The organism is Pseudomonas eucalypticola (assembly GCF_013374995.1).
GTDB classification, from domain to species: domain Bacteria; phylum Pseudomonadota; class Gammaproteobacteria; order Pseudomonadales; family Pseudomonadaceae; genus Aquipseudomonas; species Aquipseudomonas eucalypticola.
On record NZ_CP056030.1, the window covers coordinates 3,796,316 to 3,814,808 of the forward strand.

At 64.4% G+C, this 18,493-nt stretch carries 14 protein-coding genes; 10 read left to right on the top strand and 4 right to left on the bottom strand.

Annotation, left to right across the window (positions count from 1 at the left end; genetic code table 11):
- Positions 1 to 121: 121 nt before the first annotated feature.
- The 3 genes from HWQ56_RS16780 to HWQ56_RS16790 are packed head-to-tail and all read left to right on the top strand — an operon-like array spanning position 122 to position 4,868.
- Entirely contained in the window at positions 122 to 1,534 is a 1,413-nt protein-coding gene (locus tag HWQ56_RS16780) for a TolC family outer membrane protein (protein ID WP_176571222.1), read from the top strand.
- Entirely contained in the window at positions 1,531 to 3,690 is a 2,160-nt protein-coding gene (locus HWQ56_RS16785) for a type I secretion system permease/ATPase (RefSeq protein WP_176571223.1), read from the top strand. Before HWQ56_RS16780 ends, HWQ56_RS16785 begins: the two co-directional genes overlap by 4 nt.
- Complete coding sequence (locus HWQ56_RS16790; RefSeq protein WP_176571224.1) at positions 3,687 to 4,868, top strand: beta-barrel domain-containing protein; 1,182 nt, start codon at positions 3,687 to 3,689, stop codon at positions 4,866 to 4,868. The genes HWQ56_RS16785 and HWQ56_RS16790 overlap by 4 nt, the downstream gene beginning before the upstream one ends.
- Positions 4,869 to 4,882: 14 nt before the next feature.
- Here HWQ56_RS16790 and HWQ56_RS16795 read toward each other — a convergent pair whose 3' ends face one another.
- Positions 4,883 to 5,479, bottom strand: coding sequence for a serine protease (locus HWQ56_RS16795; RefSeq protein ID WP_158156251.1), 597 nt, complete (start codon positions 5,477 to 5,479; stop codon positions 4,883 to 4,885).
- Positions 5,480 to 5,839: 360 nt separating this feature from the next.
- On the opposite strand from HWQ56_RS16795, the gene rarD reads away from it, so the two are divergent.
- Positions 5,840 to 6,700 carry an EamA family transporter RarD gene (gene rarD / locus HWQ56_RS16800; protein WP_425331972.1) on the top strand — a complete coding sequence of 287 codons (861 nt, stop codon included), beginning with the start codon at positions 5,840 to 5,842 and terminating at the stop codon, positions 6,698 to 6,700.
- Between the two features lies 1 nt (position 6,701).
- Here rarD and HWQ56_RS16805 read toward each other — a convergent pair whose 3' ends face one another.
- Together HWQ56_RS16805 and HWQ56_RS16810 are read right to left on the bottom strand one after the other, a co-directional pair.
- On the bottom strand, positions 6,702 to 7,634 hold the full coding sequence (locus tag HWQ56_RS16805) for an AEC family transporter (RefSeq protein ID WP_176571225.1): 933 nt from the start codon (positions 7,632 to 7,634) through the stop codon (positions 6,702 to 6,704).
- Between the two features lie 146 nt (positions 7,635 to 7,780).
- On the bottom strand, positions 7,781 to 8,830 hold the full coding sequence (locus HWQ56_RS16810) for a Gfo/Idh/MocA family protein (RefSeq protein WP_176571226.1): 1,050 nt from the start codon (positions 8,828 to 8,830) through the stop codon (positions 7,781 to 7,783).
- Positions 8,831 to 8,903: 73 nt separating this feature from the next.
- Between HWQ56_RS16810 and HWQ56_RS16815 the strand changes: the two genes are divergently transcribed.
- The gene (locus tag HWQ56_RS16815; protein ID WP_176571227.1) at positions 8,904 to 9,848 is read left to right on the top strand and encodes a LysR family transcriptional regulator; all 945 of its coding nucleotides are present in this window, start codon (positions 8,904 to 8,906) and stop codon (positions 9,846 to 9,848) included.
- A 767-nt stretch (positions 9,849 to 10,615) separates the two neighbouring features.
- Here the strand turns inward: HWQ56_RS16815 and HWQ56_RS16820 are convergent.
- Positions 10,616 to 11,812 (bottom strand): IS256 family transposase, encoded by a 1,197-nt coding sequence (locus tag HWQ56_RS16820; RefSeq protein ID WP_176570464.1) that lies wholly within the window; start codon positions 11,810 to 11,812, stop codon positions 10,616 to 10,618.
- Positions 11,813 to 13,038: 1,226 nt separating this feature from the next.
- Between HWQ56_RS16820 and HWQ56_RS16825 the strand changes: the two genes are divergently transcribed.
- The 5 genes from HWQ56_RS16825 to HWQ56_RS16845 all read left to right on the top strand — a co-directional run bounded on the left by HWQ56_RS16825 (position 13,039) and on the right by HWQ56_RS16845 (position 18,470).
- Positions 13,039 to 14,484 (top strand): TldD/PmbA family protein, encoded by a 1,446-nt coding sequence (locus tag HWQ56_RS16825; protein ID WP_176571228.1) that lies wholly within the window; start codon positions 13,039 to 13,041, stop codon positions 14,482 to 14,484.
- On the top strand, positions 14,484 to 15,833 hold the full coding sequence (locus tag HWQ56_RS16830) for a TldD/PmbA family protein (RefSeq protein WP_158155603.1): 1,350 nt from the start codon (positions 14,484 to 14,486) through the stop codon (positions 15,831 to 15,833). Before HWQ56_RS16825 ends, HWQ56_RS16830 begins: the two co-directional genes overlap by 1 nt.
- A gap of 673 nt (positions 15,834 to 16,506) precedes the next feature.
- On the top strand, positions 16,507 to 17,322 hold the full coding sequence (locus tag HWQ56_RS16835; protein WP_176571229.1) for an energy transducer TonB: 816 nt from the start codon (positions 16,507 to 16,509) through the stop codon (positions 17,320 to 17,322).
- 60 nt (positions 17,323 to 17,382) lie between these two features.
- The gene (locus tag HWQ56_RS16840; protein ID WP_425331973.1) at positions 17,383 to 18,069 is read left to right on the top strand and encodes a MotA/TolQ/ExbB proton channel family protein; all 687 of its coding nucleotides are present in this window, start codon (positions 17,383 to 17,385) and stop codon (positions 18,067 to 18,069) included.
- Positions 18,069 to 18,470, top strand: a complete 402-nt coding sequence (locus HWQ56_RS16845; protein ID WP_158153264.1) for an ExbD/TolR family protein — start codon at positions 18,069 to 18,071, stop codon at positions 18,468 to 18,470. Before HWQ56_RS16840 ends, HWQ56_RS16845 begins: the two co-directional genes overlap by 1 nt.
- The last annotated feature ends 23 nt before the right edge of the window (positions 18,471 to 18,493 follow it).

The following is an 18,493-nucleotide window of genomic DNA, read 5'->3' on the forward strand; positions in this document are numbered from 1 at the left end:
GCTGGCTTGCCAGCGCGCTGTTGCGCAGCATTGGAAAGCTCGCTGGCAAGCCAGCCCCTGCACGGGGCGAAGAAATTCAGAACCACAGTAAGGGACTTACGTGAAGCCAGTTCGACTAGGGATGTTATCGGCGGTCGTATTGACCACCAGCCTGCAGTACACGTTTTCCCCATCGGCCACGGCCGACGACCATCTGGACCCCGGGCTCAGTGTCATCAGCCCGAGCCAATTGCGCAGCAGCCCGGACCGGGTCAGCGCCGAGCCCACCGGCCCGGCGTCGGTCAAGGCCAGTGACCAGTCCCTGGGGCTGGAGCAGGCCATTCGGGTCGCGGTGGATTGGCACCCCAGCATCGGCCAGGCCATCGGCACCCTCTACCAGCAGGGCGAAGGCATCAACGTCGCCCAGGCCGGCTACTACCCGCAGATCACCGGCGGCATCAAGGGCGGCTACGACAGCGGCTACGACGGTAACCGCAACACCCAGGCCATCAGCATCTCGCTCAAGCAGATGATTTATGACTTCGGCAAGGTCGACACCGCCGTGGACGCCGCCCGCGCCAAGGTGGCGCAGAGCCAGGCCAATATCCTGCTGGCCATCGACCAGGTGGCACGCGATACCGCCTACGCCTACATCGAAGTGCAGCGCTACCAGCACCTGCTGCTGATCGCCCGCGACCAGATCCACGGCATCGGCGACATCGTCGACCTGGCCCAGCAACGCAGCGACATGGGCGCCAGCACCCGCTCCGACGTGGTTCAGGCGCAGTCCCGGGCCGAAGGCGGCATGGCCACCCTGCAAGATTACAAGGCCCAGTACGCACGCTGGCAGTCAACCCTGGCCAACCTCCTGGGCCGACGCAGCGTGCCCCAGGTCACCGACGCCTTCTCCCCGGGGCTGAACCAGGCGTGCCTGGCGCCGGACAATGGCGATGCGCTGCCCGCCGTGCTGGCCGCCGTGGCCCAGCGCAGCCAGGCCCAGGCTGAACTGGCCCAGGCCAAGGCCGAGGCCTACCCCACCCTGTCGCTGGAGCCGTCGTTCAACCAGTACCTGGACAACGACTACAACAAGGACGACCCCTTGGTGGACCGCACCCAGGTGGGCATCTTCCTCAACCTGGAAGTGCCGATCTACCAGGGCGGCGCCATCAGCGCCCGCAGCCGCGCCGCCGGCCATGCCCTGACCGCCGCCGATTCGGCCGAGGACGCCGCCCGCCTGCAGGCGCGCCAGGGCCTTACCGAAGCCCAATCACAGACCGCCGGCCTGGGCCGACGCCTCGATGCCCTGAAAACCCGCGAGGCCAGCATCAGCCAGGCCCGCGAGCTCTATGGCAAGCAATACCTGGAACTCGGTACCCGTCCCCTGCTGGACCTGCTCAACGCCGAGCAGGAGATCTACCAGTCGCGCTTCGACCTGGAAAACACCGTGGCCGACCTGCGCCGCCTGCAAATCGATTGCCTTTACAACAGTGGCGGCCTGCGCCGCGCCTTCGGCATCGACCACAGCACCATCCAGCACGTGGAGATCCAGCCATGACCGACACCCTCGTCATCCCCCAGGACCCGGCAGGCGCCGCGCCCAAGGCCGACTATGCCCCCTGGCTGGAAGCCGTGCTGACCGTGGCCCGCCACTACCGCCTGGACGTGTCGCCGGAAAGCATCCGCCTGGCGTCCCTGCAACCGGATGGCCGGCTGGAGGACGTGGTGCGGCACATGGCCCGCCAGGCCGGGCTGAGCGTCAAGTTCGCCGGCTTTGACCGCCGCAGCCTCAGCCGTTGGCGCGCGCCGCTGGTGGTGCAGTTGCGCGACGGCCAGGTGGGCGTGGTGGAAAGCGTGGGCGAAGATGGCGAACTGGGCGTGGTGTTCAGCGGCGACCAGGGCCTGCAAAGCCGCCTGGCCCCGGCCGCCCTGGCCGGCGAAGCGATCCGCACCGTGGTGCTGCGCCCTACCCGGGCGCTGAGCGACGTGCGCACCGACGACTACGTCAAGCCTTTCGACGAGCACTGGTTCCGCCGCATCGTGCTGCGCGACCTGCGCCCCTACACCCAGGTGATGATCGCCTCGCTGGTCGCCAACCTGCTGGGCCTGGCCGGGGTGCTGTTTTCCATGCAGGTGTACGACCGGGTGATTCCGGCCGAATCGCTGCCCACCCTGTACGTGCTGTTCGGCGGCGTGCTGCTGTCCGTCGTATTCGACTTCGTCATGCGCATCGCGCGCTTGCGCATCACCGACCTGCTGGGCAAGCGTGCCGACCTGCGGGTGTCCGACCTGGTGTTCGGGCACGCCCTGCGCTTGCGCAACTCGGCGCGGCCGCGTTCCACCGGCTCGTTCATTTCACAGTTGCGCGAGCTGGAACAGATCCGCGACCTGATCACTTCCAGCACCGCCACGGCACTGGCCGACCTACCGTTCTTCCTGCTGTTCCTGCTGGTGTTCTACCTGATCGGCGGGGCCCTGGTGGCCATCCCCGTGGTCGCCCTGGTGGCCATGGTGCTGCCGGGTATCCTGGCGCAGCGCAAGCTCGCGCGGCTGGCCAACGAGTCCATGCGCGAGGCCGCGTTGCGCAACGCCATGCTGGTGGAAAGCATCCAGGGCCTGGACGACATCAAGGCGCTGCAGGCCGAGCAGCGTTTCCAGCAACAGTGGAACCAGTACAACGCAGCCTCCGCGCAAAGCAGCCTGCGCCTGCGGACCCTCACCAACAGCCTGGTGGCCTGGACCCAGAACGTGCAGAGCGCGGTGTTCGCCGTGGTCATCGTGTTCGGCGCGCCGATGGTCATCGCCGGCGACCTGACCACTGGCAGCCTGGTGGCGGCCTCGATCCTGTCCTCGCGAATGATGGCGCCCATGGCGCAGCTGACCCACGTGCTGACCCGCTGGCAACAGGCCAAAGTGGCGCTGGAAGGCTTGAACCGCATCATGCAGTTGCCGGTGGACCACCCCGAAGGCAGCCAGCGCGTGCACCTGCCCGCCATTCGCGGCGACTACCAGTTCAAACAGGCCAGTTTCCGCTACAGCGAAGACGGCGCCCCGGCCCTCAGCGGCCTGAACCTGACCATTCGCCCCGGCGAGCACATCGCCGTACTGGGCCGCAATGGCGCGGGCAAGTCCACCCTGCTGCAAGCGCTGGCCGGGGCCATGGACCTGGGCACCGGCGAGACCACCCTGGACGGCATCGCCCTGCCCCACCTGGACCCTGCCGACCTGCGCCGCGACGTGGGCCTGCTGGCCCAGCACGCGCGGCTGTTCCACGGCACCCTGCGCGACAACATCACCCTGGGCGCCGGCCAGGCCAGCGACCAGGAGATACTCGCGGCGCTGTCGCTGACCGGCGCCCTGGATTTCGTGCGCCTGCTGCCCAAAGGCATGGACCACCTCATCCTGGAAGGCGGCCAGGGCTTGTCCGGCGGCCAGCGGCAAAGCCTGTTGCTGTCGCGCCTGCTGTTGCGCCAGCCCCAGGTGTTGTTGCTGGACGAACCCACCGCCAGCCTCGATGACATCACCGAACGACGCTTGCTGGAACAGTTGGCCACCTGGACCCAGGGCCGCACCCTGGTGGTGGCCACCCACCGGGTCAGCCTGCTGCAACTGGTCGAGCGGATCATCGTGCTCGACGGTGGCCGCATCGTCATCGATGACCACCGCGACGCCGCGCTGGCGCGCCTCAAGCAACCTCAAGGAGCCCAGGCATGAGCACTTACGAGCACGCGTCCTATCTGGACGGCGATGACGACCGTGGCCTGGTGCGCGGCACCCGGGTGATCTGGGGCTGCGCGCTGATGCTGGGCTGCTTCTTTGCCTGGGCCTACTGGTTCCAGGTGGTGGAGGTGTCCACCGGCACCGGCAAGGTCATCCCCAGTTCCCGCGAGCAGGTGATCCAGTCCATGGAGGGCGGCATCATCAAGCAGATGAACGTCACCGAAGGGGCACTGGTGGAGCGCGGCGAAGTGCTCGCCCAACTCGACCCGGTGAAGAATGAATCCAACGTCGGCGAGAGCGAAGCCAAATACCGTGCGGCCCTGGCCAGCGTCAGCCGCCTGCAGGCGGAGGTCAGCGACAAACCGCTGAAGTTTCCCGACTCGCTGGCGGCCTACCCCGACCTGATCCGTGCCGAGACCGAGCTGTACACCACCCGTCATCGCGGGCTGGAGGCCATCCTGGCCGGTATTCAGGACAGCCTGCGGCTGGTGCGCAGCGAGCTGGAAATCACCGAGAACCTGGCCAAGATCGGCGCCTCCAGCCGGGTCGAGGTGTTACGCCTGAACCGCCAGCGCTCGGAGCTGGAGCTCAAGGCCACCGAGGCGCGTTCGGACTACATGGTGCATGCCCGTGAAGACCTGGCCAAGGCCAACGCCGAAGCGGACATGCTGGTGGCCATCATCCGCGGGCGCAACGACTCGCTGGAACGCCTGACCTTGCGCTCGCCAGTGCGCGGCATCGTCAAGGACATCAAGGTCACCACCGTGGGTGGCGTGGTGCCGCCCAATGGCCAACTGATGGAGATCGTGCCCCTGGACGAGCAACTGCTGATCGAGACCCGCATCGCGCCGCGGGACATCGCCTTCATCCACCCGGACCAGGAGGCCAAGGTCAAGATCACCGCCTACGACTACTCGATCTACGGCAGCCTGGACGGCAAGGTGGTGACCATCTCCCCGGACACCATCCAGGACGAGGCCAAGCCGGAGGTGTTCTATTACCGGGTGTTCATCCGTACCACGGCCGACGTTTTGCGCAACAAGGTCGGCAAGACCTTCGCGATCGTGCCGGGCATGATCGCCACCGTCGACATCCGCACCGGCGAGAAGACCGTGTTCGACTACCTGATCAAACCGCTGAACCGCGCCCGCGAAGCCCTGCGCGAGCGCTGACAGGCAGTGGGCGATCAGCGGCTCGCCAGCTTGGTGGTGGGCGCCTGCAACGGCTGCGACTGGGCCAGGTACCGCTGCCACTCGCGGCTGATCTCGGCGTAGGGCAAGAAGATGCTCACCCGGGGTTCGTTCGCCAGGTCTTGGCGTTTGAGCCCCGCCAGGTCGCCGCGGGTCAGGTAGGCGACATTGATGCCCACCGCCTTGCCATCCGCGGCAAACACTGGCCCACCGGACATGCCTTTTGCCGTGGCGCCGTCATGGGTACCGTACATCACCGCACCTTCCTGGGCGTTCAGGCGCACCATGGCCGGCAGCGCATGACCTTCACCCTTGATAGGTACGTACAGCGAGTTGAAGCCCACTGCCGTCAGCGTTTCCCCCGGCGCATAAGCGCGCCACTGGGGAACACGGTCGGCTTTGTGACGGAAGAACTGCACGTCGGCCTGGCCTTGGTAGACAGCACCCGGCAGGTACGGGATGTGCTTGACGGTCACGGCGTAGTCGGCGTTCCACTGCACCGCGGTGCCCATCAGCATGAAAGGCAATGGCCCCCCTGAGTGAACGACGAAGGCTTGATCATAGACTGGGTCCGTGGTGTAGGCGGTCGGCATTCCGTTGCACCCGCTGAGCAGCACACAGGCTGCCAGGAATGACTTAAGGGGGTACATGGTGGCACACATAGGTGATGAGAGGTGGCGAGAATATATCAGTGTGCCACTACTCCGTCGATAGCCTGAGACTACCGTTCGGCTGGATCCAATCGTCTTACTGCATGAACTGTCTGGTTACATTTTGTGCGTCGGGTCGTCAACGTCCGCGCGCAAACAGCGCGCAAAACGCACCGAAATGTATCAGCGGGCGCCCCATTGTGGTGACAGCCCCCTCGTGGGATGCGATCATTATCGGCTCATCTGCCCGTACCACCCCCCGCTCCAGAGGCTCCCTTGTCCAAAGGCATCATCTCGTCCGTCATGGCATCGACGCTGTTCGCCGTGATGTATTTCTATACTTCACTGCTCACGCCGCTCGATGGCGAAGAAATCTTCGGCTGGCGCATCCTGCTCACCGTACCCTGCGTAACCCTGTTCCTGGTGATCACCCGCGACTTCAAGCTGGTCATCGGCCTGCTCGAACGCATGCGCGCGCGCCCCATTCTGGTGCTGGGCAGCGTCGGCACGGCGTCGCTGCTGGGCCTGCAGCTGTGGCTCTTCCTTTGGGCGCCGTTGCATGGGCGCAGTCTGCCGGTGTCCCTCGGGTACTTCCTGCTGCCGCTGACCATGGTGCTCACCGGACGGGTGGTTTATGGCGAGCGCTTGTCGTACCTGCAGAAAGTCGCCGTGGGTTTCGCCCTGTGCGGCGTGGGGCATGAGCTGTGGGTACACGGCAGCTTCGCCTGGGAAACCCTGGTGGTCGCCTCCGGCTACCCGGCCTACTTCGTGCTGCGGCGCGCGTGCAAGACCGACCACCTGGGCGGGCTGTGGACCGACATGTGCCTGATGATGGTGCCGGCGCTGTGGTTCGTGACCACCGGCCCGCTGTCATCGGCCGACCTGCTCCAGCACCCGGCGCTGTACGGCCTGATCCCGGTGCTGGGCATGATCAGCGCCCTGGCGCTGGTGTCCTACGTGATGGCCAGCCGGCTGCTACCTTTCAGCCTGTTTGGCTTGCTCAGCTACGTTGAACCGGTACTGCTGGTCGGGGTCGCATTGCTGTTGGGCGAGAGCATCGCGCGCGACCAGTGGTTCACCTACCTGCCGATCTGGCTGGCGGTCGTGGTGCTGATCATCGAGGGTTTCAAGCATTTGGTCCGGGCACGCCGTCGCGGCGCGTGAGTCACAAGTGCGCGACCATCAGTACCGCACTGATGGTGAAGAAGGACGCCAGGGTGGTCAATACCAGCGCCGCCGCGCAGCGCCCTTCCAGGCCGAAGCGTTGGCCGAGAATGGGGTAGACGCTCATCATCGGCGCGGCGGCGATCACCACGCCGGCCAGCATCATGGGTGCCGGTATGTCGCCCAGCAGCCAGAACAGCAGCGCCACCAGTCCGGGGTGCAGCAACAGCTTGCCGGCGCCGATCACACCTAGCTCGTTCAGTTGCCCGCGTACCCGGGTGCCGAACAACACCCCGCCAATTACGAACAGCGCTGCGGGCGCCGAGGCCTGGGCCAGCATCTCGATGACCTTCAATGGCGCGGTGGGAATACGCACCCCCGCCAGCGACAGGCCGCCGCCAATGATGATCGACACGATCAAGGGGTTCTTGCCCAGGCGCTTAAGGGTTTCGATGACGATACGCCGGGCTGATCCCCCCTGTTGCTCCCCGGCCTCGGCCAACGCCAGCGCTACGGGAATCATCACCAGGTTTTCGATGATCATGCCCAGGGCCAGCGCCACCACCGCCGGCGGCCCTGCCACCATGGCGGCGATGGGGTAGCCGATGAAGCCGCTGTTGGACACCGACATGCCCATGCCCGCGATGGCAGCGTTGGCCACGCTGGCCTGGCGCGTGCGACGAAAGACCATGAAACCGGCGGTGAAACTGCCCAGTGAGGCCATGCCGTAGGCCAGCAGGTAGTGGGCGTTGAAGACTTCACTGATGGGCCGGTCGGCCAGCGCGTGGATCACCAGAGCGGGCAGGCAGAAGATGATCACGAACGTGCCGACGCCGCGCACTTGCTCGCGGCTCAGCAGTTTGAGGGCAGAGGCCAGGTAGCCCAGGCCAATGATGATGAAGATCGGCGCGGTGATGGCGAGCACGTCGAACAAAGGTCGTGTTCCTCAAGTAAAGGCGATGGCCACCTCGAACTGTAGCAGCAGACCTGGCCGCGTCGTGAACGCCGCGCTGCATCAGGCACACCGCCTGCACCCCGACGCGGCCAGGTCCGCTGCTACGCGGCGGTGGTCACACGAGGCTATTGCGGGATCACCACCCGCTCACGCGTCTGGCACGCCTGCGCGATGGCCTCCACCACCCGCAGGTTCTGCAACCCGTCGCGCACGCTCACCAATGGTTGCGCCTGCCCGCGAATCACCTGGCAGAAGTGCGCCAGTTGCCGCGCCAGCGGATCATCCCGGTCCTGGGCCAATTGCTCGCAATCAAACGGTTTCCACCACGACCGGTCTTCGGCCTGGCCAAACCGTTTGAGGCGCATGGTGGGCACCGACAGTTGGCCAAAGGTGCCGGTGATCACGTAGCAGTCTTCATCGTCATAGTGGCAATAGCTTTTGTTTTCTTCACTGGTCTGCTCCCAACTGCGCGGACTGGCCGCGGTGTCCGACAGCATGAACGTGCCCAGCGCGCCACTGGCGAAGCGCAGCAGGACAGCGGCTGTGTCTTCCACCTCGAAGCCGCGGGTGTTGCTGGAGGCCATGGCCTGCACCTCGACGATTTCGCCGCACAGCGAACGCAGGTTGCCGATTTCATGGATCAGGTTCAGCAAGATCGGCCCGCCCCCGGCGACCGTGCGCCAGGGCCCTGCGGCAAAGTACTCGTCCGGCTTGAAGAACAGCGCGCTGCCCATCACCGCCACCAAATTGCCCAGCACGCCCTCGCCCACCAGCCGCCGGGCCTGTTCCAGGATGGGGCTATGGGCGCGGTGGTGGCCAACCAGCAACGGCGTATTCGACGCCAGGCTGGCGGCATACAGGCGCTCGCCGTCCTCCAGGCTGTGGGCCAGGGGTTTCTCTACCAGTGCCGGCACCTCGGCCGCCAGGCACGCCAGGGCCTGGGGCACATGCAGGGGGTTGGGCGTCGCGAGGATGATGCCGTCGGGTCGCTCGGCAGCGAACAGCGCCTCCAGTGACGGGTACAGCGGCACCTGGTACCGATCGGCCAGCTCACGGGCGGCGGCCGACGGGTCGACGATGGCCGCCAGTTGGCAATCGGGGCTGGCGTGGATCTGTTCCAGGTGGCTACGGCCGATCATGCCGGCACCGGCGACGGCGATACGAAGAAGGGGCATAGGGCTCTCTGATTGTTATGGGTGAGCAGTGGGCGTAGCTTAATACAGTGCGATCAGGACATAATTCTTCATTATGAAGATTCAGAATGCGCAATTAGCGAACAATGAACCCTTTCTGCGCGACCTGCAGTTGTTCTGCAGCGTGGCCCGCCACGCTAGCTTTGTCGCAGCGGCGCAGGAAAGCGGCATCTCCCCTGCCCACCTGAGCAAGCGCATCGCGTTGCTGGAGGCGGCCCTGGGGGTCAAGCTGTTCCAGCGCACCACCCGCCGCGTCAACATCACCGCCGACGGCGAAACAGCCTTCACGTGGGCCCAGACCCTGTTGGGTAATGTCGACGACATGCTCCAGGCCTTGTCCGGGGTACGCAACGAACCGCGCGGCGCGCTGCGTATCAGCACCAGCCTGCGCCTGGGCCGCGAGTACATCGCGCCGGTCATGGCGCGTCTGCGCCAGCGCTACCCGGCGCTGGAAGTGTGGCTGGAGCTACTGGACCGGCGCGCCGACCTGATCGCCGAGAACTTCGACATCGACATCCGGGTGGGTGAAGTGCTGGAACAACACCTGATTGCCCACCGCATCACCACGAGCTACCGCATCCTGTGTGCCGCCCCCGTCTATCTGGAACGCATGGGCGCCCCGCGCAGCCTGGCCGAACTGGCCCAGCACGACTGCCTGTTGTTCCGCGAGCGTGACCAGCGCTTCGGCCTGTGGCGCCTGCACGGCGCGAATGGCGAAGAGAGCGTCAAAGTCACCGGCCCCATGGCCTCCAACCACAGCGACGTGGTGCGCCAGTGGGCGCACGAGGGGTACGGCATCATCATGGCCTCGATGTGGGACGTCGCGGCCAGCCTCAAGGCGGGAGAACTGGTGCAAGTGCTGCCGGGCTACCGCCAGCCGGCGGACGTGTGGGCGGTGACCACGGCGCGGGGTGGGGAATCGGAGAAGATTCGGGTGTGCATTGAATTTCTCAAGCAATCCCTGACCCACGGCCCGCAGGCGCTGGTAACACGGATTTGAGCCAGGCAAACAAGGCGGTCGAGGCAATGGCACAGGCATAACTGGCCCGAAACAGATGTGGGGCCGGTGGGGGCGCCGAGCCCTTGGCCGGGAAACGCCGCGCGGGCGGCGCACGGTCTCAAGGGCGCCGGAGAAACCCAAGCCATGCATCTAGAGGCCCTGATACGGTCTCAAGCCGGAAAAACAAGGCGGTCCAGGCAATCCCACAGGCATAACTGGCCCGAAACAGATGTGGGACCGGGGGGGCGCCGAGCCCTTGCCCGGGAAGCGCCGCGCGGGCGGCGCACGGTCTCAAGGGCGCTGGAGAAACCCAAGCCATGCATCTAGAGGCCCTGATACGGTCTCAAGCCGGAAAAACAAGGCGGTCCAGGCAATCCCACAGGCATAACTGGCCCGAAACAGATGTGGGACCGGGCTTGCCCGGGAAGCGCCGCGCGGGCGGCGCACGGTCTCGAGGGCGCTGGAGAAACCCAAGCCATGCATCTAGATGCCCTGATACGGTCTCAAGCCGGAAAAACAAGGCGGTCCAGGCAATCCCACAGGCATAACTGGCCCGAAACAGATGTGGGACCGGGCTTGCCCGGGAAGCGCCGCGCGGGCGGCGCACGGTCTCGAGGGCGCTGGAGAAACCCAAGCCATGCATCTAGAGGCCCTGATACGGTCTCAAGCCGGAAAAACAAGGCGGTCCAGGCAATCCCACAGGCATAACTGATCGTGTCCCAGGAAGTGGTGTAACTCATCAAGGCTTGAGCCACTGAGTTTGCCGTTTAGTTGATCACGGCCGACAGCTTGGCCTGTGGATTATCGCTGACCGCCTCGAAGGCCTCCAACTGCATGTAGCGCCTTTGCAGGCACCACTCGTCGTTCTGTTCCAGCAGCATCGCCCCGACTAGGCGAGTGATGGCTGGATCGTTCGGGAAGATACCCACGACCTCGGTGCGGCGCTTGATTTCAGCATTTAACCGTTCCAACGGATTAGTACTGTGCAGCTGCTGCCGGTGCGCCTTGGGGAAGGCCATGTGCGCCAGCACTTCATCCTCGCAGCCATCCATAAGCGTCGCGATCTTTGGGTATTTCTCACGTAACTGGTCAGCTACCAGGCGCCATTGCTGGTGGCATTCCTGACGGCTGTCCTGGGCAAACACCGTGCGAAGTAGCGCCGCCACCATCGTCCGCTGACCCTTGCCGACGTGGGCCATGGCATTGCGCATGAAATGCACGCGGCAGCGCTGCCAAGTCGCATGGAATACCTTGGAAACTGCGGCCTTGAGCCCTTCGTGAGCATCAGAGATGACCAGCTTCACGCCTCGGAGCCCACGCCGCATCAGGCTTCGCAGGAAGTCTGTCCAGAACGGCTCGGCTTCCGAAGGCCCAACCCTCATGCCCAGTACTTCACGGCCGCCGTTGGTGTTCACAGCCACGGCGATTATGACGGCGACCGACACGATACGGCCGGCCTCCCTGACCTTGACGTAGGTGGCGTCGATCCATAGGTAAGGCCAGTCGCCCTCAAGCGGGCGATCAAGGAAGGCGTGTACGCGCTCATCGATCTCGCCGGCCAGCCGTGACACTTGGCTTTTTGAGATGCCGGACATCCCCATCGCCTTGACCAGCTCGTCCACTGAGCGCGTCGAGACGCCCTGGATGTACGCCTCCTGGATCACCGCTGCCATGGCTTTTTCGGCAGTACGCCGTGGTTCCAGAAAGCCTGGAAAGTAGCTGCCTTGGCGCAGCTTGGGGATCTTCAGATCAACATCGCCGGCGCGGGTTTGCCAGAGGCGATCACGGTAGCCGTTGCGGCTGTTTAGCCTGTCAGGACTTTTGACATCGAACCCGGCACCGCACAGGCTCTCGACGTCGAATTCCATCATGCGCTGGGCAACGAACTGGATCATTTGCTTGAGCAGATCAGCATCTGCCCCTTTCTCAACCAACTCGGTCAATGCGATAGTAGGTTTGGTCATCGTGGTTTCCCTGGTGAGTGTTAGGTCTTCGCAAACTCAACGTTAGCCAAAAACCACGATGACCAACCTCTTTCGCCCGCAGGGCGCCTTCGATTGGTTTAGTTACACCACTTCCTGGGACACGATCGCATAACTGGCCCGAAACAGATGTGGGACCGGGGGGGCGCCGAGCCCTTGCCCGGGAAGCGCCGCGCGGGCGGCGCACGATCTCAAGGGCGCCGGAGAAACCCAAGCCATGCATCTAGAGGCCCTGATACGGTCTCAAGCCGGAAAAACAAGGCGGTCCAGGCAATCTCACAGACATAACTGGCCCGAAACAGATGTAGGAGCGAGGGGGGCGCCGAGCCCTTGCTCGCGAAGCGCCGCGCGGGCGGCGCACGGTCTCAAGGGCGCTGGAGAAACCCAAGCCATGCACCTAGAGGCCATGATGCGGTTTCATGACAGGCTTTTAGAGGTCCGCTAGAGATCTCATCATGGCCACCAAGCGCTAGTCGATGGTGTTGTAGCGCCCTTGAGACCGAGCGCCGCCCGCGCGGCGCTTCGCGAGCAAGGGCTCGGCGCCCCCCTCGCTCCTACATCTGTTTCGGGCCAGTTATGCCTGAGCCATTGCCTCGTCCGCCTTGTTTTTCCGGCTTGAAACCGTATCAAGGCTGCCAGGTGCATGGCTCAAGGTTTCCAGCGCCCTTGAGACCGAGCGCCGCCCGCGCGGCGCTTCCCGGCCAAGGGCTCGGCGCCCCCACCGGCCCCACATCTGTTTCGGGCCAGTTATGCCTGTGCCATTGCCTCGTCCGCCTTCGTTTTTCCGGCTTGAAACCGTATCAAGGCTGCCAGGTGCATGGCTCAAGGTTTCCAGCGCCCTTGAGACCGTGCGCCGCCCGCACGGCGCTTCCCGGCCAAGGGCTCGGCGCCCCCACCGGCCCCACATCTGTTTCGGGCCAGTTATGTCTGTGCCATTGCCTCGACCGCCCTGTTGGTTCGCCTTGGAATTGGGCTGCAATTGTATCCGCCCCGACATTACTCCCGCCTTTCTGGTACGACCGTGCAACAATTGGCACAGTTTTTTCTAATGGATTTGACCGCAATGTCAGGATGCCCTTTTCTTTGGATCCCTGGGTGCACACAATGCACCAATTGCAGACACCGGACAGTACGCCTGTCCATTACCAGTGCAGAACCCCCCGCCAAAAGCAGGGGTTTCTCGAGCAGTAGAACAGGAAGTCGGATCAATGTTTGACGTGCCGTCCTCACTCAGGCTGTTGCTGTCCCGCTTTAATCAGGCCCATCAAGGCGCCAGCCATTTCCACTCCTTGCGCTACGTCCAGCACAGCACGCTGGGCCTCGGCGTCACCCGCAATGTCGTCGACCCACCTCGCCGCCACCACAGCTGTGGGGTGATGCTGTGCGTACGGGTCAACGGCAATGAAGCCTTCGCGGCCACCAGCGACCTCACCGACAAAGGCCTGGAGCAAGCCTACGACCAGGCGCTGCTGCTGGCCCACGCCATGGGCCAGCACGGCCTGTTGAGCTTGCCGCCCTTGCAGGGCCGCGCCGTGCACAGCACCTACGCCTCCCCCGCCGTCGACCAGCCGCTGGCCGACGCTGGCCATTGGCTGGAGGTGCTGCGCGCCGAGTCGGCACGAGTACCCCAGCACGACAAGCTGGTGAACTGGTCGGCCAACCTGCGCATCACCGACAGCCAACAGCTTTACGTGGACAGCACCGGCAGCGAGATCACCACTCACACCCGCCAGTTCTACCCGGAACTGGACGTGACCGCCTTCGACGGCCAGCAGAGCCAGCGTCGCAGCTGGGCCATCGCCCGCCAGGGCGGCGCCGAGCTGGTGCACGCCTCCGGTTTCATCGGCCAGATCGAACAGGTCGCCGACCAGGCCCTGCAACTGCTCGCCGCGCCCAACACGCCACAAGGTCCACGCGACCTGTTGCTGATGCCCGACCAGATGATCCTGCAGATCCACGAGTCCATCGGCCACCCGCTGGAACTGGACCGCATCCTGGGTGATGAACGCAACTACGCCGGCACCAGCTTCGTTACCCAGGAGATGTTCGGCACTTACCAGTACGGCTCGCCACTGCTCAACGTCAGCTTCGACCCGCAAGTACCCGATGAGCTGGCCAGCTACAGCCACGACGACGAAGGCCTGCCCGCCCACAAGCACCTGCTGATCGAAGCCGGCGTGCTCAAGCGGCCCCTGGGCGGCGCCCTTTCCCAGGCCCGCAGCGGCCTGGCCGGGGTGGCCAACAGCCGCGCCTGCGACTGGAACCGCCCGCCCATCGACCGCATGGCCAACCTCAATGTCGAGCCCGGCGACCAGAGCCTGGCGCAGATGATCGGCAACATCGAACACGGCATCCTCATGGCGACCAACCGCTCATGGTCCATCGACCAGGCCCGCAACAAGTTCCAGTTCGGCTGCGAATGGGCGCAACTGATCGAAAACGGCGAACTGGCCGGTGTGGTCAAGAACCCCAACTACCGGGGCATTTCCTCGCAATTCTGGCGCAACCTCAGCGCCGTGGGCGAGCGCAGCACCTTCGAGGTGATGGGCACGCCCAACTGCGGCAAAGGTGAACCCAACCAGGCGGTCACCGTCGGGCATGCGTCACCGCCCTGCGTGTTCCAGCAGATCGACGTGTTCGGGGGGCAAGCCTGATGAATGCCTGCGTAATGAGCCACGCCCACTACCGCCGTTCCTTCGACACCCTGGAGCAATGGCTGCACACCCAACTGGCCACCGGCGAGCATTTCTCCCTGTGGTACAGCGCCGAAGACTCGCAGTTCATCCGCTTCAACCATGGCCAGGTACGCCAGGCCAGTCAGGTTCGGCAGATCGACGCCACCGTGCGCCTGATCCGCGAAGAGCGCCATGCCAGTGAAACCCTCAACCTCACCGGCGACGTAGAGACCGACCGCGCCCGCCTGGCCGAGACGCTGGTGCAGTTGCGCGCCCTGCTCGACGTATTGCCCGCCGACCCCTACCTGCAACTGGACAACCAGGTGTTCGCCAGCGACCGCCTGCCCGACGGCAGCCTGCCCGGCGCCGACGAGCTGATTGAACAGGTGGCCACCCTCAGCGCTGGTCTGGACATGGTCGGCATCTATGCCGGTGGGCCCATGTACCGCGGCTTCGCCAGTTCCTGGGGCGGCCGCGGCTGGCACGTGGCGATCAGCGCCAGCCTGGATTTCAGTCTCTTCCACGCCAACGGCGAAGCGGTGAAGATCACCTACGCCGCCAGTGAATGGGACGCTGACGCGCTGGCTGCCGAGTTCGCCCGTGGTCGTGAGCAACTCACCCACCTGGGCAAGCCGCGCAAGACCCTGGCCCCCGGCACGTACCGCACTTACCTGGCGCCGGCGGCCGTGGAAGAAATCATCAGCATGCTGCAGTGGGATGGCTTCTCCGCCCGCGCGCTGGCTACCCGCAACAGCCCTTTGCAGGCGCTGCAACTGGGTAGCGCGCGCCTGTCGCCGCTGGTGTCGATCAGCGAAATGGCCTCCACCGGCCTCGAGCCGTTGTTCAACAGCGAAGGCAGCCTGCGCCAGGATCAGCCCCTGATCGAGCGGGGCCAACTGGTCGGCCAGATGGTCAGCTCGCGCTCGGCCCAGGAATATGGCCTGGTGGCCAACGGTGCCGACAGCTACGAAAAGCCCGCTTCCATCGAAATGGCCGCAGGCGTGTTGCCCAGCGACGACGTATTGCAGGCCCTGGGTACCGGTTTGTACATCGGCAACCTGTGGTACCTGAACTACTCGGACCAGGGCCTGGCACGCATGACCGGCATGACCCGCTTCGCCAGTTTCTGGGTAGAAGACGGCAAGATCGTCGCGCCGCTGGCGACCATGCGCTTCGATGAAAGCCTGTATGCGATGTTCGGCGACAACCTGCTCGGGCTGACCCGTGAGCGCAGCCTGCGGATCAGTACCAGTACCTATGGGCAGCGGGACGCACAGACGTTGCTGCTGCCGGGGGCATTGGTGGATGGGTTTACCTTGACGTTATGAGGTAGCCCCCCCTTGTCCAGGGCTCGGTTTTTTAGCCTTGTGAACATCGAGTGCCGCTCGCGCGGCGCTCGATCTCGTGAATACCAGAAAAACAAACCCGCCCCTTTGAACCCATCATTTTTTATTCCAGACACTCCACTTTTTTATTTCTCTCATCCACAACCAGACAGGTATTCATTGGCATAAACCAACCACGCCCACGCACCAAATAAATCCAAACTTCCCGGATTGGTGCAGCCCTGAAAACATCGCTACCGCCCACGGCCAATTGTTTTACAACTTACCGGCCGCGGTCCCGTGCAGCCCGAGTTTCGCCCCATGATGGCAATGAAATTGCCGGTCAGGGCCCCGTGCACGCCATCGCACGGCAGAACTTACAGAATTGCGACATGACCGGGCTAAATGTGCAAAAACCCCTCTAGAACGGCATTCCTGGCATAGCGGTTGCTCTGTACCACATGCGAGACAGAGACGTACCTATCCGTACAATCAACAAAAAAGGAAAGCGCCATGAAACCGTACGACCGAATACACAGATAGTTGAAAAGACTGGATTCTGACACTCACCCTGCAGACTTCCAAACGGTTAACTCTTGTTCCACCCGCACTTCGAACATTCAGAAAATGTTTGAACGGACGCGCGTTGCCCTTCTATTTGTTCGAGGGAGCCTTGATGAATGACGCGGTAAAAAAGAAACCACCCCAACCGCCTTTAACGGGGGCCGTGGTTTCCACGTGGCCGAGTATTCCCTTCACCGCGAATACTTCACGCCCGGGCGTATTAAAGAAACAGCACGTACTGTTACTGGTTGCTGTTTCGTTGGTATTGCACGGCGGCGCCTGGTGGCTGATACAACAGGCCAAGGCACCGGTGCCGGAAGTGGCGCCGCAAGTGCCGGAAATGACCGTGGAGCTCACCAGCCCCACGCCGCCTGCTCCCGAACCACCCCCGCCGGAACCGCCACCGCCCCCTCCTCCCCCGCCGCCACCGGCGCCCGAGGAGGACCCCGACGCGGTGAAGCCGCCGCCCAAACCGGTGGTAAAGAAAGTCGAGAAGCCCAAGCCGGTGCCCAAACCGCAGCCGCTGAAAAAGCCCGCACCACCGACGCCGCCGCCGGTGCCCGCCCCCGCGCCGGCACAAAGCGCCCCGCCCAGCCCCAGCCCGGCGCCCGCGGCCCCGGCTGCCGCGCCGGGCCCGGTAAAAGAGTCAGCGGCCGTGTCGGGCCTGGCCAGCCTGGGCAACCCGCCGCCCGAGTACCCGTCGCTGGCCCTGCGGCGCAATTGGGAAGGCACCGTGGTGCTGCGCATCAAGGTGCTGCCCAACGGCCGCGCTGGCAGCGTGGAAGTGACCCGCTCCAGTGGCAAGCAACAGCTGGATGACGCGGCGGTGGAAGCGGTGCGCAACTGGAAGTTCATTCCGGCCAAGCGCGGCGACACGCCCATCGAAGGCTTCGCCACCCAGACCATCGACTTCAAGTTGCCGCAATAAACGAACACGACCCATTCGACTGATTCAAGAGGTATCGCCATGAACGCTTCAATGTCCGCAATGATTGTCCCGGGCGTGCTCTGGGCCCTGGTGCTGTTCTCCGTCCTCAGCTGGGGCCTGTTGCTGATCAAATCAGCCCAGTACCTGCGCCTGAAAACCCAGAACCGGCAATTCACCAAGGCCTTCTGGGCCGCCCCCGACCTGCTCACTGCCGCCGAGCACTCCAGCCAGTACCCCGGCGCATTGGCGCGCATCGCCAACAGCGGCTTCGAGGCCATGGCCAGCGAAGAGAACCCGCGCAACGCCCAGCAACTGGCCCACACCATCAACCGCCAGGACCGCCTGGAGCGCAACCTGCGCCAACAGATCCAGAAGGAGCGCCGCGCCCTGGAGGCTGGCCAGGCGATTCTGGCCAGTATCGGCAGCACCGCGCCCTTCATCGGCCTGTTCGGCACGGTGTGGGGCATCATGGAAGCCCTGCAGAGCATCGGCGCCAGCGGCTCGGCGAGCCTTGAAACCGTGGCCGGGCCTATCGGCCACGCGTTGATCGCCACCGGCGTGGGTATCGCCGTCGCCGTGCCGGCGGTGCTGATCTACAACTTCTTCCTGCGCCGCCTGAAGCTGGCCATGGCCGACATGGACGACTTCGCCCATGACTTCGACAGCCTGGCCCAGCGCAGCGCCTTCGCGGTCAGCCGTCAACCCATCGCCCACAAGCATGCCACCGGCGTGCGGGAGGCAAGCTGATGGCCTTCTCTACTCAGGACAGCGATGAAGTGCTCAGCGAAATGAACGTCACGCCGCTGGTGGACGTGATGCTGGTGCTGTTGGTGGTGTTCATCGTCACCGCCCCGCTGATGACCAACGCCATCAAGGTCAACCTGCCGAAGACCGACGCCGTGGCCCCCGCCGAGAAGAAAGACCCGGTGGTGGTCAGCGTCGACCAGGACGGCAAATTCTTCCTGGCCAAGAGCGAAGTCGCCCCCGAACTGCTGGAAAAAAGCCTCTCGGACGTCAAGGCCAAGGACCCCGAGGTGCGTGTCCAGCTGCAAGCGGACACCAGCGTGAACTATGGCCAGGTGGCCAAGGCCATGGCTTCGATCGAACGCTCGGGCATCACCAGGATTTCGGTGATGACCTCGCGGTAAGACGCGGAGCCGGGCGGGGGCTG

Excerpts from the sequence above, each read along its gene's own strand:
- HWQ56_RS16780 (WP_176571222.1), top strand. The coding sequence starts at position 122 with ATGTTATCGGCGGTCGTATTGACCACCAGCCTGCAGTACACGTTTTCC.
- HWQ56_RS16785 (WP_176571223.1), top strand. The coding sequence starts at position 1,531 with ATGACCGACACCCTCGTCATCCCCCAGGACCCGGCAGGCGCCGCGCCC.
- HWQ56_RS16790 (WP_176571224.1), top strand. The coding sequence starts at position 3,687 with ATGAGCACTTACGAGCACGCGTCCTATCTGGACGGCGATGACGACCGT.
- HWQ56_RS16795 (WP_158156251.1), bottom strand. The coding sequence starts at position 5,479 with ATGCCGACCGCCTACACCACGGACCCAGTCTATGATCAAGCCTTCGTC.
- rarD (WP_425331972.1), top strand. The coding sequence starts at position 5,840 with ATGGCATCGACGCTGTTCGCCGTGATGTATTTCTATACTTCACTGCTC.
- HWQ56_RS16810 (WP_176571226.1), bottom strand. The coding sequence starts at position 8,830 with ATGCCCCTTCTTCGTATCGCCGTCGCCGGTGCCGGCATGATCGGCCGT.
- HWQ56_RS16815 (WP_176571227.1), top strand. The coding sequence starts at position 8,904 with ATGAAGATTCAGAATGCGCAATTAGCGAACAATGAACCCTTTCTGCGC.
- HWQ56_RS16820 (WP_176570464.1), bottom strand. The coding sequence starts at position 11,812 with ATGACCAAACCTACTATCGCATTGACCGAGTTGGTTGAGAAAGGGGCA.
- HWQ56_RS16825 (WP_176571228.1), top strand. The coding sequence starts at position 13,039 with ATGTTTGACGTGCCGTCCTCACTCAGGCTGTTGCTGTCCCGCTTTAAT.
- HWQ56_RS16830 (WP_158155603.1), top strand. The coding sequence starts at position 14,484 with ATGAATGCCTGCGTAATGAGCCACGCCCACTACCGCCGTTCCTTCGAC.
- HWQ56_RS16835 (WP_176571229.1), top strand. The coding sequence starts at position 16,507 with ATGAATGACGCGGTAAAAAAGAAACCACCCCAACCGCCTTTAACGGGG.
- HWQ56_RS16840 (WP_425331973.1), top strand. The coding sequence starts at position 17,383 with ATGATTGTCCCGGGCGTGCTCTGGGCCCTGGTGCTGTTCTCCGTCCTC.
- HWQ56_RS16845 (WP_158153264.1), top strand. The coding sequence starts at position 18,069 with ATGGCCTTCTCTACTCAGGACAGCGATGAAGTGCTCAGCGAAATGAAC.